Raw genomic sequence first — 14297 nt, 5'->3', positions numbered from 1 at the left:
TGATTTGTTAGAAAAAAGAGAGCGTTCAGGGGAACGCTCTCTTTTCCTACAATTGCTCGCGGTGTATCATTCTGAATTCCTTGGGCGACATACCAAAGCGGGAACGAAATACACGGTGAAAGTATGTGTAGTTTGCAAATCCTGACGATTCGGCGGCTTGTTCCAGTGACATGGGACTGAAAATGATACGTTCCCTTGCCATGTTGAGCCTGACGTCCAGTGTGTACTGCATAATGCTCGTATCGAACGTTTCTTTAAACAGGTGTACCGCTCGGGATACGCTGATCCCGACGTGTGAAGACACGTCATCCAGCTTAAAATTAGATGATGCATTTTCTTCAATATAATTTTTTATCTGATAAGCAAGATAGTTATGATGAGTAGCAGTGGGCTGCTCGGATAGTATACGGTCAAACTCCAAACATAAAATGCGTATGTAATAGCTTGATATTTCCGGGTAAGGATTAGAAATACGTCGCTGCTCCAACACGAGCTGACGAAATAGGCCAAGCAGGGCTTCTGTGAGCTGAACCTTAATTCGGTTGGGACGTTTGTGATGATTCCACCACTCATCTACCCAGGGGCCACCGAAAAAAATGTGATAATCCCCACTTTCTACAACCTGCTCTCCCATGGGGTTCAACTCACTATGAATATCCAGTTCATAAGGCTCGGTCGGATTGAACAGCAGCAGATCACCTGCCTCAATCCGTGTCATTTTCCCGTCAATGCGTGCTTGACAGCGTCCATCTGTTTGCAGACGGAATAAATAATTTTTGATTCCATCAGGCTGGTTCGAATAAAAGGGCTTACGGTGGAAGGAATAGCCTGCGGTAAGAACCTGGCAAGGCTCAATGATAGACATGATGATGACTCCTTTTGGGCATATGGCTGTTTCAAATATTGACCAGATTGTTCATGTTTTAATCATATTATTCATTTTAAACGAAAGCAAAATAGAATACCATGTGAACTGTAAAGCTTACATGTTAGATGAGAAAGTACATGTTAGAGGCCAAGGAGTGTGAAGACGGAAAACGAATCAAGGCCGGGATTATCAGCTGTGGTAACACTAGCTCGGTATATCTTAAAATTCTCCAAACCAACCCGCCCTTTGAAGTAGTGACCTTTGGTGATCTATTGAATGGAAGGGCCAAGGAGAGGGCCGATAAATTGAGTGTTGAAAACGTATACAAAGAGGATGAATCGATGCTTCGTCCTGAGATTGAGTTTGCATTTTATCTGCCGGTACCTGGCTGCCAGGCACTGCAGATGTGCGATACCAGAGGCGGGCAAGCAGGTGTAATGGAACAGATATAACGGAAATTCATCCTAACGAAGAGGTGAAGGGGATTGACTAAAGTAGGATTGCAATTATACACAGTTAGGGAAGAGCTTGAACAGGATTTTGAAGGCACATTGCACAAGGTAGCTGAGCTGGGCTATAAAGGGGTTGAGTTTCATAGCTTCTTCGGGCGTAGTGCCAAGGATGTCAGGGCGCTTTTGGATGAACTAAATCTGGAAGTTGTCGGAACTCATATACAATACAGCCGCTTGCTGCATCATTTGGATGAGGAAATTGCGTATCACAAAGAATTGGGCAACAAGTACCTCATTGTTCCTTATTTAACCGAAGAAGAGCGGGAGTGGGATGACCTTTTTGTTAATCTGAATCGTATTGGTAAAAAAGTAAAGGAGCATGGGTTGATACTGGCTTATCACAATCATGATTTTGAACTAACAGAGAAAATCAATGATCGCCCGGTATTCGATGCTTTATATGATGCGGTTCCCGATGATTTGTTACAGGTCGAAATGGATACTTGTTGGGTATACTATGGGGGCTATGATCCAGTGGAATACATCGGACGATATCGTGGACGCCTGCCTATCATTCACTTAAAGGATATGGCACGCGACGAGCAGCAAAAAGCAATCACTGTAGAGTTAGGCCAAGGAGAAGTGCAGCTTCAGGCCATTACAGATGCCGCTATTGAAGCAGGTGTGGATTGGGTTGTTGTGGAACAGGATTTCAGCTCAAATCCTCCAATCGAAAGCATTGAAACCAGTATGAAGTGGCTCCAACAATACGCAGCTCAGGGAGGAAATATTCATGTCTAAAACACTTAAGATCGGGATTATCGGTTGTGGGGGCATTGCTAACGGTAAACACTTACCGAGTCTTGCCAAGCAAAAGAGAGCAGAAATCATAGCTTTCTGTGACATTATACAGGAACGTGCTGAAGAGGCTGCTGAAAAGTATGGTGCTGAAGGATCACAAGTTTACAGTGATTACCGTCAGCTGCTAAAAAATAAAGACATTGAAGTTGTACATGTATGTACCCCAAACGACTCGCACTCGGAAATTACGGTAGCAGCGCTTGAGGCAGGTAAGCATGTGCTATGTGAAAAGCCGATGGCTAAAACTGCTGAGCAGGCACGGGAAATGCTTGATGCGGCCAACCGTACAGGCAAAAAGCTATCCATTGCTTATCAAAATCGTTATCGTGATGACAGTCTGTATCTGAAGCAATTGGTCGAGCAAGGAGAGCTTGGTGAGATTTATCTTGGTAAAGCCATTGCTCTACGCCGCCGTGCGGTTCCCACCTGGGGAGTGTTCTTGGATGAAGAGAAACAGGGTGGTGGCCCGCTGATTGATATCGGCACACACGCACTTGATTTGACACTCTGGCTGATGGATAATTACAAGCCTAAAAGTGTATTAGGTTCAACCTTCCATAAGCTGGGAGATCGAAAAAATGCAGCCAATGCTTTTGGACCGTGGAATCCTGATGAATTTAAAGTAGAGGACTCAGCTTTTGGATTCATCACCATGCAAAATGGAGCCACAATTGTATTGGAATCCAGCTGGGCATTAAATGTTGTAGAGTTTGGTGAAGCCAAGACGTTGTTATGCGGTACCGAGGGTGGAGCAGATATGCAGGATGGGTTGCGTATTAACGGAGAAAAGAACAGCCGCTTGTTTGACACGAAAATAGATCTGGATGCAGGAGGAGTGGCCTTTTACTCCGGTGAGACGGAAAATGAGGCAGACCGTGAAGCCCGTCTGTGGATTGAATCTATTCTGGACGACAAAGAACTCCTTGTGAAGCCGGAGCAGGCACTGGTGGTTACTGAAATTTTGGAAGCCATCTATGAATCGGCCCGTACAGGAAAAGCAGTTTATTTTGACTAAGCCTTGTAATGATCCCGAATAGACAATCACTATAATGAAAGCAGCTTTTTTCACATATGATACAGGGAGGGATTTCTTTTGAAACTTGGAGTATTTATGGTGTTGTTCGGTGGACGTTCATTGGAGGAGGCGCTGGATTATGTGGCTTCTCAGGGACTGGATGCTGTAGAAATCGGAACAGGTGGCAACCCGGGAGATAAGCATTGCAAGCCTGATGAGTTGCTAGAGAACGATACGGCGCTCAAAAATTTTAAAAAGGCAGTAGAATCCCGGGGATTAACGATTAGCGCGCTTAGCTGTCATGGTAATCCGCTTCATCCACAAAAGCATTTGGCACAGGCAGATCATGACACATTTCTTAAAACCGTCCGATTGGCAGAAAAGCTGGAAGTTCCTGTTGTGAACACTTTCTCAGGCTGTCCAGGTGATCACGAGGATGCGAAGTATCCAAACTGGCCTGTGGCTCCGTGGCCTAATGATTTCCAGGAAGTGCTGAAGTGGCAATGGGAGAATAAAATTATTCCTTACTGGACTGAAACGGGTAAATTTGCAGCAGATCACCATGTTAAAATAGGGCTGGAGTTACATGGGGGCTTCTCCGTTCATACACCAGCAACCTTGCTTCGTTTGCGTGAAGCGGCAGGAGAGGTCATTGGTGCTAATCTGGATCCGAGCCATATGTGGTGGCAGGGAATTGATCCCGTACAGGCGGTTCAAATTTTAGGCCGAGAGGGAGCCATTCACCATTTCCATGCCAAGGATACGACGATTGATCCGATCAATGTTAATAAATACGGACTTACCGATATGCAGGAGTATACAAATATGTTAGATCGAGCATGGCAGTTCCGTACTGTGGGCTATGGTCATGATGTAAAAACCTGGGCAGATATTATCAGTGCTCTGCGTCTGGTGGGATACGATTATGTAGTAAGTATTGAGCATGAAGACGGTCTGATGTCCGTGGAAGAAGGCTTTACTAAAGCTGTCCATAATCTTCGCCAGGTCCTGATTGAAGAACCGCTGAGCGAGATGTGGTGGGTCTAACCTAATAGGGGGAACTGTGATGATTAACGTCACCATTTGGAATGAATTTTTGAACGAAAAGTTAAATGAAGAAGCCAAACGGATTTATCCTAACGGCATACACCAAGCATTGGCTGACGGCTTGGCAGATGAAGGTTTTGCCATTAGAACAGCTACTTTGCGTGAGAATGCCGAACATGGTTTGGAAGATGAAATCCTCAATTCCACAGATGTGCTGCTGTGGTGGGGACATAAAGCCCACGATCAGGTGAGCGATGAAGTTACAGCGCGTGTCGTCAAGCGTGTGCAGGAAGGAATGGGCCTCATCGTATTGCACTCAGGCCATTTCGCCAAGCCATTTAAAGCTCTGATGGGCACTAGTTGTGATTTAAAATGGAGAGTTGCAGGCGAGCAGGAGATTATTTGGTCAGTAAATCCGTCACATCCTATTGCGGAAGGAATAGACGGCAAAATTCTCTTAGAGCAGGAAGAGATGTATGGCGAGTTCTTTGATATTCCTGCGCCGGATGAACTGGTCTTTATCAGTAACTTTGAAGGCGGCGAAGTATTTAGAACTGGATGCACCTTCCATCGAGGCAGTGGTAAAATATTTTATTTCCGACCAGGGCATGAGACCTATCCGACTTATTACCAGCCTGATATTTTGAAGGTCATTGCTAACAGCATCCGTTGGGCTTCACCGACAAGCAATAAAAAACCAGTATATGGTAGAAGTGAACCGGTAAGGCCGCTTGGTGGAGTGTTGGTATAGTTACAATTATCACATATTGATGAATTATATAAATAACAGGTTTACAGGCGGAACCTCTGGGGATTCCGCCTTTTTGTATTTAACGAATTAGACATATACCTGCCGCATTGGTTTGTTGTATAATCAGTTTTGGTCATGGCAACTTTATCAGCACAGGTATTAAATTTAAGAAAGTGTTTTCTTTCGGGATAAAGTATGCTAAAATGATATATACTAACAAAAGGAAAGCTTTATCAAACCGAAATGCAAAAGAAGGTGAAAAATTTGGAGAGTCAACCGCAATTTACAAAAATGTGTCCGCGTTTTGAAACCGCCTTTTCATGTCTGGGTAAGCGCTGGAATGGATTGATTATTCAATCCATGATGAGCGGTCCCAAGCGGTTTAAGGATATTTCCAATCTGATTCCCACAATGAGTGACAAAATGTTATCAGAGCGGATGAAGGATCTGGAAAATGAAGGGATTCTTACACGCCATGTATATCCGGAAACTCCTGTCCGCATTGAATATGAGCTAACCACCAAAGGTCGTGCACTTCAGCCGGTTATGGAGCAGATTCAATTTTGGGCTGAGGAATGGATTAGATGATCACCAAACTCATTAAGTGTTTCTCATAGCAAAACAGCCTCTTCCTAGGAAAAGGCTGTTTTTTTATTTTGTGGTAGGCAGTACGGCTTAATAGCTTTTAGCGCGCCCTGCTACTGAGAATACTCCGGCTTTTGTACGGCGAGGGACACGGGATTGAATATCCAGGGCGGCTGAACGAAATGTGCCTAAACACGAGTGGCAAAGTCTTCCTGCATAAATGGGAGAACGGCAGGACTCGCAAGGATAATCAAGCTGACTGTATGTGGAGGGAAATTTACCTGCTCTTACCCAATCTGTAAGCAAATCCATAGGTGTGCCAGTCACATCACTGAGTTGGCGGGTATGAGTAGAAGGATGCTTCCATAGATAGTTAGAACAGCGGTCAAAGAATATATTTTCTTCTTGAATACAAGTATTACACAGGTTTCTAAGATTTTGACGGAAAACGGAACCGCATTTTGGGCAATTCGAAGTATGTATCTCCATAGAAACCAGTCCTTTGTATCGGGATATAATAATATTTTTAAATTTATTAGTTACATATTACTATGACTTTATACCTATATCAATCTTTATTTAAAGAATTGCTGATCTTTAAGTATATGCTGGCATCTATATTGACATTACTATATTACTTATGTATTATTGCTTACATAAAGTTACTAAGTGAATAAAATAAATTGTTTGCGATAAGGGGATTTTTTAATGGTACCATCTTTATTTTTAGCCCACGGATCACCTATGCTTGCTATTGAACAGACGGACTACACTGCATTTCTAGAGCAGTTGGGGAAAAGCGTTCACCCTAAGGCGATTGTTATCTTTACAGCTCACTGGGAGACGCAAGTGTTAACGATTAGTTCAATGGATGACATATACGATACAATTTATGATTTTGGAGGCTTCCCACCCGAACTGTACGAAGTGAAGTATCCAGCACATGGTTCTGTTGAACTAGCTAATAAGTTGAAAAAGTTATATGAACAAAAGGGCATCGATGTACAAACTGATCGGGTGAGGGGACTGGATCATGGTTCCTGGACATTGTTGCATCGTATGTATCCTGAGGCAGACATTCCGGTAGTTCAGATTTCCGTAAATCCGTACCTCTCGCCCAAAGCACAATTTGCCATTGGTGACGTGTTGCGTGAGTTGGGAGAACAAGATATTCTGGTCATTGGCAGTGGCGTGACTGTCCATAATCTGCGTATTGTCAAATGGGGAGAAACGAAAACGGAGCCTTGGGTAATTGATTTTGATGACTGGATTATCGAAAAAGTGCAAAGCGGAGATATAGAAGCTTTGGATCACTATGAAAGCGAAGCGCCATATGCTCGTCAGGCCGTACCTAGAGCAGAACACTTTGTACCATTGTTTATTGCAATGGGTAGTGGCAATCCTGCAAACAAAGCTAAGGTCATCCATAGAAGCTATGAGATGGGAAATTTAGGTTATCTATGCTTTCAGTTTTAAAGCGTGTAGGGCAGAAGAAGGTCGAGTTATGTGCTTTGTTACTGTCCCGTCCGTTCTCTAAAAAATGGGGAGTGGAATAAAATTAGGGAGTGTTATAAGCTAATAATGGCTTACAGCACTCCCTTTTACATTAAAAAACAATTTATTATATCCGGCAAATCTCACGTGGGCACAATTCACAATGACATACACCTTGCAGCATTTCCAAATCCTTGACAACAATCATACCATTATCGTATTCTACTGCATTTTTCTTACGCAGATCACTGAGCATCCGATTTACGCTTTCCCGGGTAGCACCGATCATATTTGATAAGTCAGTATGAGTAATCTTTTTATGAATCAAGATATAGTCGCCGTGAGGCTCACCATAGGTGTTGCATAGTCGGATGAGTGTGGAACATAGAGCGCCAGGCTTGCCGTACATCATCAAATCGCGGAACTTGGTCTGAGTAATGCGATGATGCGATCCCATCCATTTCATAAAGTCAATCGCAAAATCACAATGCTGGCAAATAAGCAGCTCCAAATCTGTATGATCGATTACGCCAATATCACTGTCCTCCAGAACCTCAGCAGAAAAGGAATGCTTGGTGCCGAAGAAAGGATCAGCTTGACCAACAAGATCGCCGCTTTGATACATATATAGAATAAGTTCCTTACCCTCATCCGTTGTTTTGGTTACCTTTACGCGTCCGCGCTTAATATAAAACAGCTTATCCGCTGTATCTCCTTCCCAGAACAAATGCGAGCTTTCTGGCATAACTCGATCTTTCATCATCACTTGCAACCGGTTGAAGCTGGCCTCCGAGAAGCAACAGGTGTTGCCGCGGGCTTCCATTACATTTGTAGGGTTTCTCATCGTCCATTTCCCCTTTGTATCCTATGTTTTTTATCTGCAACTTGATCAATTCAAATTCATTATATACCTGTGCAATGAGTTTTTGGGGCAAGAAGAGGGGGTAAAAGTGGCAGAATTCCAAACTTTGTGATTTAATTCACTTCATAAAATAAAATTTTAAATAGATTGTGAAAAAAATCACAAAATATCTTGAAAAGCTGTGTTACGATCAGTGCGTGAACAAGAGATAGTACACGAGATAACAGGAGGATGAGGGAAATGGCTGTTAAAAACGAGGTTATCCAAAAAGAGCAAAGCGCAGAGCAGTATATTCAAACGCTGATTGACCGGGCGAACCGGGCACAGCAAGCTTTCATGAGTATGAATCAGGAGCAGATTGATGAAATCGTACAAGCTATGGCACTCGCAGGGATGGATAAGCACATGCACCTAGCGAAGTTGGCTGTTGAAGAAACAGGACGCGGTGTGTACGAGGACAAAATCACCAAAAACATGTTTGCAACAGAATATATCTATCACAGCATCAAAAATGAGAAGACCGTTGGTGTCATTGAAGATAATGATTTCGATAGCTTCCAAAAGATTGCAGAGCCAGTCGGTATCATCATGGGGATTACTCCAGTAACAAACCCGACTTCGACTACGATGTTCAAAGCGTTAATTGCCATTAAAACACGTAACCCAATCATTTTCGGCTTCCATCCATCTGCTCAATCGTGTAGTGCGGAAGCAGCCCGCGTCTTGCTTGAAGCAGCTGTTAAACATGGTGCTCCAGCGGATTGCATCCAATGGATTGAAGCACCTTCGATGGATAAAACAAATGTACTGATGAACCACCCTGATGTGGCATTGATTTTGGCAACTGGTGGATCAGGCATGGTTAAGGCAGCTTATAGCTGTGGTAAACCTGCACTTGGCGTAGGTCCTGGTAACGTACCTTGCTTTATTGAAAAAACAGCCGATATTAAACAGGCCGTGAACGACCTTATCCTTTCTAAATCTTTTGATAACGGTATGATTTGTGCTTCGGAACAAGCCGTAATTATCGAAGAGCCTATCTTCGAGCAAGTGAAGAAATTGATGATTGCTAATGGTTGCTACTTTGTAAATAAAGAAGAAGCAGCTAAGCTCACTCAAGGGGCTATGAATGTAGAAAAATGTGCAGTGAACCCGGCCATCGTCGGCCAGTCTGCTGTAAAAATAGCTGAAATGAGCGGCATTACAGTACCGGCAGGAACAAAAATTTTGGTCGCTGAAATTGAAGGAGTAGGAACCAAATTCCCATTATCTGCGGAAAAATTGAGTCCGGTATTGGCTTGCTACAAAGTGAAAAATGCAGAGCAAGGTATCCAACGTGCTGCTGAAGTTGTAGAGTTCGGCGGTATGGGTCACTCGTCAGCTATCCATTCGCAAGATGAGGACGTTATCGCTCGCTTTGCAAACCGTTTGCAAACAGGTCGTATCATTGTAAATGCACCTTCCACACATGGTGCAATCGGTGATATTTACAACACCAACCTTCCTTCGTTGACACTTGGTTGCGGTTCGTACGGTCGTAACTCGACTTCGTCGAACGTATCTGCAGTTAACTTGATTAATGTGAAAAGGGTGGCGAAACGGACGGTGAATATGCAATGGTTCAAAGTACCTTCCAAAATTTATTTTGAGAAAAATTCGACACAGTATCTTGCTAAAATGCCTGATATCACACGTGTAGCCATTATCACTGACCCTATGATGGTGAAACTCGGATATGTGGACCGCGTCATTCATTATTTGCACCAGCGCCAAACACCAGTTGCGATTGAAGTGTTCTCTGAAGTTGAGCCAGATCCATCGACAGTTACGGTAGAGCGTGGTACTGAAATGATGAGACGTTTCCAACCGGATTGCATCATCGCACTCGGCGGCGGTTCGCCAATGGATGCTGCTAAAGGCATGTGGATGTTCTATGAATATCCGGATACTGATTTCAATAACTTGAAGCAAAAATTCATGGATATTCGTAAACGGATTTACAAGTACCCACGTCTGGGTCAAAAAGCACAATTTGTAGCTATCCCTACAACCTCGGGTACAGGTTCGGAAGTCACATCGTTTGCAGTAATTACAGACAAAAACCTGGGCAACACGAAGTATCCGCTGGCTGACTATGAGTTGACTCCTGATGTGGCAATTATTGACCCTGTGTTTGTATATTCGCTGCCTAAAACAGCTGTAGCCGATACAGGTATGGACGTTCTGACACATGCTATCGAGGCTTACGTGTCTGTAATGGCCAATGATTACACAGATGGTCTGGCAATTAAAGCCATTCAACTGGTATTCCAATACCTGGAGCAATCGGCTCTGATCGGCGACAAGTTGGCTCGCGAAAAAATGCATAATGCTTCTACACTTGCAGGTATGGCGTTTGCTAATGCATTCTTGGGTATTAACCACAGTCTTGCACATAAATGGGGCGGACAATACCATACGGCGCATGGCCGCACGAATGCTATCTTGCTGCCGCACGTTATTCGCTACAATGCGAAAAAGCCGACAAAATTTGCTTCGTTCCCTAAATATTCGCACTTTGTTGCAGATGAGCGCTATGCAGAAATTGCACGCATACTGGGACTGCCTGCACGTACCACTGAAGAAGGGGTTAACAGCTTAATTGACGCGATCCGTAAGTTGAACAAAACACTCGGTATCGAGGAATCGTTCCAACAACTCGGATTCGATCCAAAAGACTTTGAATCACGTGTAGATTATCTGGCTGACCGCGCTTTTGAGGATCAATGTACAACTGCAAATCCAAAGCTGCCGCTGGTTACTGAATTGGCTGATGTATACCGCAATGCCTTCTACGGACGCTTTGATCAATAATATAATAGTATGAAGAGGCTTGTAACAAAGCATTTTCCTATACAATACCAATGCAGGCTCTCTATATAGAGGGCCTCTTGGTTTGGGAAGGGAGGTGAGCGGCGAGGCTGAAGGTATAGGCGTGAAGCTAGGGAAAATAAAGTGACATAAATCACTCATATTGTGATTTATGTCACATACTACACTCTATCATTATTCTACAATAAGAGTGTAAGAAAGGTCCCGACACTGAGCGTAAGGCATCGGTGAAAAGGCCGGGCTTAAGAAATAGTTTAAACGTGAAAAAAATCACAAGTCCGGAAGACCAAACAATTTGGAGGGATTTACATGTCGGTGATTGAGAGAGAATTACAAGAGCAACAATCTGGCTGGAGAGGTTTTAAAAAAGGAAAATGGACTAGAGAAGTTAACGTCAACGATTTTATTGAAACCAATATCTCACCTTATGTTGGTAATGAAAAATTTTTGGTTGGTCCTACTGCTAACACAACTGCACTGTGGGAAATTGTATCTGATCTTACTAAAAAAGAGTTGGCAAACGGCGGTGTGCTTGATGTAGACGTGAATACGCCATCCACCATTATTTCACATAAACCAGGCTATTTGGACAAGGACAAAGAACAAGTTGTCGGTGTACAAACAGATGCTCCATTCAAACGTTCTTTGCAACCGTTCGGTGGAATTCGGATGATGATCGACGCTTGCAAAGCCTATGGTTTTGAAGTGCCACAAAGCATTGTTGACATTTTCACTCATATTCGTAAAACGCACAACCAAGGTGTATTTGACGCTTATACAGATGAAATGAGAGCAGCTCGTAAAGCTGGTATCATTACTGGTTTGCCAGATGCATACGGTCGTGGTCGTATAATCGGTGACTATCGTCGCGTAGCTCTGTATGGTGCAGACTTCTTGATCCAAGATAAAAAACTTCAATTGAAAAGCCTTGAAGTTGATTCCATGGAAGAAGACGTAATCCGTCTACGTGAAGAAATTTCTGAACAAATTCGTGCCTTGAATGAATTGAAACAAATGGCTGCTGAGCACGGCTTTGATATTTCTAAACCAGCTAACAATGCAAAAGAAGCTTTCCAATGGGTATATTTTGGATATCTCGCAGCGATTAAAGAACAAAATGGTGCAGCAATGTCCTTGGGACGTGTATCTTCATTCCTTGATATCTATACTCAACGTGATCTTGAGGAAGGTACGATGAACGAAGAACAAGCTCAGGAACTGGTCGATCATTTTGTTATGAAACTGCGTATTGTTAAGTTCCTGCGTACACCTGACTACAACGAACTGTTCAGTGGTGACCCAACTTGGGTAACAGAATCCATTGGTGGTATGTCTGTCACTGGAGAAACTCGTGTTACCAAAAACAGCTTCCGCTTCTTGCACACACTGTACAACTTAGGACCTGCTCCAGAGCCTAACTTGACTGTACTGTGGTCAGAAAAACTGCCTGAGGGCTTTAAAAAATATTGTGCAAAAGTTTCTATTGAAACTAGCTCCATTCAATATGAAAATGACGATTTGATGCGTCCAATCTACGGCGATGATTATGGTATTGCTTGTTGTGTATCCGCCATGAGAATTGGTAAACAAATGCAATTCTTTGGCGCTCGTGCCAACTTAGCAAAAGCTCTGCTGTATGCCATTAACGGTGGTAAGGATGAAAAATCCGGCGTTCAAGTAGGACCTGAGTTCCCAGCCATTACAAGTGAAGTGCTGGATTACGAAGAAGTGTTGAGCCGTTTCAAACCTATGATGGAATGGCTCGCAAAACTGTACATGAACACTTTGAATGTTATTCACTATATGCATGATAAATATAGCTACGAACGCATTGAAATGGCGTTGCATGACCGTGATATTCTTCGTACCATGGCTTGCGGTATTGCAGGCCTGTCAGTTGCTACCGACTCCTTGAGCGCCATTAAATATGCAAAAGTTAAACCAATTCGCAACGAAAAAGGAATTGCTGTTGACTTTGAAATTGAAGGCGAATATCCTTGCTATGGTAACAATGATGACCGCGTAGATACTATTGCTGTAGAACTGGTAGAAAGCTTCATGAGCATGATCCGCAAACATAAAGCTTATCGTAATGCGGTTCCTACTCAATCCGTACTGACCATTACTTCCAACGTGGTATACGGTAAGAAAACAGGTACAACACCTGATGGACGTAAAGCAGGCGAACCGTTCGCACCAGGTGCAAACCCAATGCATGGTCGTGATAAAAAAGGTGCTCTGGCATCTCTGAGTTCCGTAGCCAAATTGCCTTATGAACACAGCTTAGATGGTATTTCGAATACCTTCTCCATCGTGCCTAAAGCACTGGGTAAAGAAGAAGAAACACGCAAAACAAACCTTGTTTCGATGATGGATGGCTACTTTGGAAGTCACGCACATCATCTGAATGTCAATGTGTTTGCTCGTGAACAACTGTTGGATGCAATGGAACACCCAGAAAACTATCCACAACTTACGATTCGTGTTTCCGGCTATGCCGTTAACTTTATCAAGCTGACTCGTGAGCAACAATTGGATGTTATTAACCGTACTTTCCACGGTACAATGTAAATAAGTTTTACGTATCAAATAATACACTGACGCACGCATAGCGGATGCGGGAAGGATGATGCAACATGTTGAAAGGTCACATACACTCATTGGAAACCTTCGGGACCGTCGATGGTCCCGGCATCCGCTTCGTGCTCTTTATGCAAGGATGCTTGTTGAAATGTCAATATTGCCATAATCCGGACACTTGGGCCTTGAATGAAGGTAATCCGATGACGTTAGAAGAAGTATTGGCTGAGATTGAACCATACTTAGCCTATTACCGTTCTTCGGGAGGCGGATTAACTGTATCCGGTGGAGAACCGACATTGCAAGCTCATTTTGTAGCAGAGCTGTTCAAAGAAGTGAAACGTCGCTGGAATTTGCACACGACATTGGACAGCAACGGCTTTAATGATGCAGGTCGTATCCATGATCTGCTGGACGTAACGGATTTGGTACTACTAGATATTAAGCACATCGATAACGACAAGCATATTAAGCTTACAGGCAAGTCCAACGACCGTATGTTAAGTACGGCCCGATGGTTGTCTGAGCAAGGGCGCAAGATGTGGATTAGACACGTATTTGTACCGGGGATTCATGATGACGAGCAAGATCTACTAAATTTGGGACGGTTCATTGGAACGTTGAACGGAGTCGAAAAATTCGAAATTTTACCTTACCATCAAATGGGTGTTTACAAATGGGAAATGCTCGGTAAGGCGTATCCGCTGGAGGGAGTTCCGTCTCCTACAGATGAAGAAGTTCAACGTGCTTACCGACTCATTGAAGAGGGTCGTCTGGAGACTGCAGGAACGAATACTGCCTGTCGTCCATCATAATGTAAATGGATCAGAACTACTTTCAGGTTATGAAGCCGCCGCCACATCAGATCAGATGGACGGCGGTTTTTTGTTGTTGAATTTTTGCATTCACAG

Annotated in this window: 12 protein-coding genes; 10 read left to right on the top strand and 2 right to left on the bottom strand. The window is 43.5% G+C overall.

Going from position 1 to position 14297, the window contains the following annotated elements; all coding sequences use genetic code 11:
* Nucleotides 1-46: 46 nt before the first annotated feature.
* Nucleotides 47-865, bottom strand: coding sequence for an AraC family transcriptional regulator (locus OIU26_RS02265; protein ID WP_016822319.1), 819 nt, complete (start codon nucleotides 863-865; stop codon nucleotides 47-49).
* A gap of 128 nt (nucleotides 866-993) precedes the next feature.
* Here OIU26_RS02265 and OIU26_RS02260 point away from each other — a divergent pair, with 128 nt between their 5' ends.
* From OIU26_RS02260 to OIU26_RS02230, 7 genes are all read left to right on the top strand, one after another.
* The gene (locus tag OIU26_RS02260; protein ID WP_264215825.1) at nucleotides 994-1320 is read left to right on the top strand and encodes a hypothetical protein; all 327 of its coding nucleotides are present in this window, start codon (nucleotides 994-996) and stop codon (nucleotides 1318-1320) included.
* A gap of 33 nt (nucleotides 1321-1353) precedes the next feature.
* Nucleotides 1354-2121 (top strand): sugar phosphate isomerase/epimerase family protein, encoded by a 768-nt coding sequence (locus tag OIU26_RS02255; protein ID WP_264215824.1) that lies wholly within the window; start codon nucleotides 1354-1356, stop codon nucleotides 2119-2121.
* The gene (locus OIU26_RS02250; protein ID WP_264215823.1) at nucleotides 2114-3196 is read left to right on the top strand and encodes a Gfo/Idh/MocA family protein; all 1083 of its coding nucleotides are present in this window, start codon (nucleotides 2114-2116) and stop codon (nucleotides 3194-3196) included. Before OIU26_RS02255 ends, OIU26_RS02250 begins: the two co-directional genes overlap by 8 nt.
* A 78-nt stretch (nucleotides 3197-3274) precedes the next feature.
* Entirely contained in the window at nucleotides 3275-4243 is a 969-nt protein-coding gene (locus OIU26_RS02245; RefSeq protein ID WP_013371812.1) for a sugar phosphate isomerase/epimerase family protein, read from the top strand.
* A gap of 19 nt (nucleotides 4244-4262) precedes the next feature.
* The gene (locus tag OIU26_RS02240) at nucleotides 4263-4994 is read left to right on the top strand and encodes a ThuA domain-containing protein (protein ID WP_264215822.1); all 732 of its coding nucleotides are present in this window, start codon (nucleotides 4263-4265) and stop codon (nucleotides 4992-4994) included.
* A 243-nt stretch (nucleotides 4995-5237) separates the two neighbouring features.
* Complete coding sequence (locus OIU26_RS02235; protein ID WP_013371810.1) at nucleotides 5238-5582, top strand: winged helix-turn-helix transcriptional regulator; 345 nt, start codon at nucleotides 5238-5240, stop codon at nucleotides 5580-5582.
* A 705-nt stretch (nucleotides 5583-6287) separates the two neighbouring features.
* On the top strand, nucleotides 6288-7055 hold the full coding sequence (locus OIU26_RS02230) for a DODA-type extradiol aromatic ring-opening family dioxygenase (RefSeq protein ID WP_264215821.1): 768 nt from the start codon (nucleotides 6288-6290) through the stop codon (nucleotides 7053-7055).
* A 145-nt stretch (nucleotides 7056-7200) separates the two neighbouring features.
* Here OIU26_RS02230 and OIU26_RS02225 read toward each other — a convergent pair whose 3' ends face one another.
* Nucleotides 7201-7917, bottom strand: a complete 717-nt coding sequence (locus OIU26_RS02225; RefSeq protein WP_014599995.1) for a Crp/Fnr family transcriptional regulator — start codon at nucleotides 7915-7917, stop codon at nucleotides 7201-7203.
* Nucleotides 7918-8175: 258 nt separating this feature from the next.
* Here OIU26_RS02225 and adhE point away from each other — a divergent pair, with 258 nt between their 5' ends.
* The 3 genes from adhE to pflA all read left to right on the top strand — a co-directional run bounded on the left by adhE (nucleotide 8176) and on the right by pflA (nucleotide 14201).
* Entirely contained in the window at nucleotides 8176-10788 is a 2613-nt protein-coding gene (gene adhE, locus OIU26_RS02220; protein ID WP_025674995.1) for a bifunctional acetaldehyde-CoA/alcohol dehydrogenase, read from the top strand.
* A gap of 327 nt (nucleotides 10789-11115) precedes the next feature.
* Nucleotides 11116-13377: a formate C-acetyltransferase gene (gene pflB, locus OIU26_RS02215; protein ID WP_165079676.1), complete on the top strand. Its 2262-nt coding sequence runs from the start codon at nucleotides 11116-11118 to the stop codon at nucleotides 13375-13377.
* 65 nt (nucleotides 13378-13442) lie between these two features.
* Nucleotides 13443-14201, top strand: a complete 759-nt coding sequence (gene pflA, locus OIU26_RS02210; protein ID WP_013371803.1) for a pyruvate formate-lyase-activating protein — start codon at nucleotides 13443-13445, stop codon at nucleotides 14199-14201.
* Nucleotides 14202-14297 lie beyond the last annotated feature (96 nt).

The sequence above is a fragment of the Paenibacillus sp. BT-177 genome (assembly GCF_025846815.2).
In the GTDB taxonomy this organism is placed as follows: domain Bacteria; phylum Bacillota; class Bacilli; order Paenibacillales; family Paenibacillaceae; genus Paenibacillus; species Paenibacillus polymyxa_C.
The sequence above is the reverse complement of the archived record's forward strand: the minus strand, read 5'-3'. Positions and strand labels throughout refer to the sequence as shown.

Bases quoted from the DNA above. Each gene is read 5' to 3' on its own strand.
- OIU26_RS02265 (WP_016822319.1), bottom strand. From the start codon at position 865: ATGTCTATCATTGAGCCTTGCCAGGTTCTTACCGCAGGCTATTCCTTC.
- pflB (WP_165079676.1), top strand. From the start codon at position 11,116: ATGTCGGTGATTGAGAGAGAATTACAAGAGCAACAATCTGGCTGGAGA.
- OIU26_RS02235 (WP_013371810.1), top strand. From the start codon at position 5,238: ATGCAAAAGAAGGTGAAAAATTTGGAGAGTCAACCGCAATTTACAAAA.
- adhE (WP_025674995.1), top strand. From the start codon at position 8,176: ATGGCTGTTAAAAACGAGGTTATCCAAAAAGAGCAAAGCGCAGAGCAG.
- OIU26_RS02240 (WP_264215822.1), top strand. From the start codon at position 4,263: ATGATTAACGTCACCATTTGGAATGAATTTTTGAACGAAAAGTTAAAT.
- OIU26_RS02250 (WP_264215823.1), top strand. From the start codon at position 2,114: ATGTCTAAAACACTTAAGATCGGGATTATCGGTTGTGGGGGCATTGCT.
- OIU26_RS02225 (WP_014599995.1), bottom strand. From the start codon at position 7,917: ATGAGAAACCCTACAAATGTAATGGAAGCCCGCGGCAACACCTGTTGC.
- pflA (WP_013371803.1), top strand. From the start codon at position 13,443: ATGTTGAAAGGTCACATACACTCATTGGAAACCTTCGGGACCGTCGAT.
- OIU26_RS02260 (WP_264215825.1), top strand. From the start codon at position 994: ATGAGAAAGTACATGTTAGAGGCCAAGGAGTGTGAAGACGGAAAACGA.
- OIU26_RS02230 (WP_264215821.1), top strand. From the start codon at position 6,288: ATGGTACCATCTTTATTTTTAGCCCACGGATCACCTATGCTTGCTATT.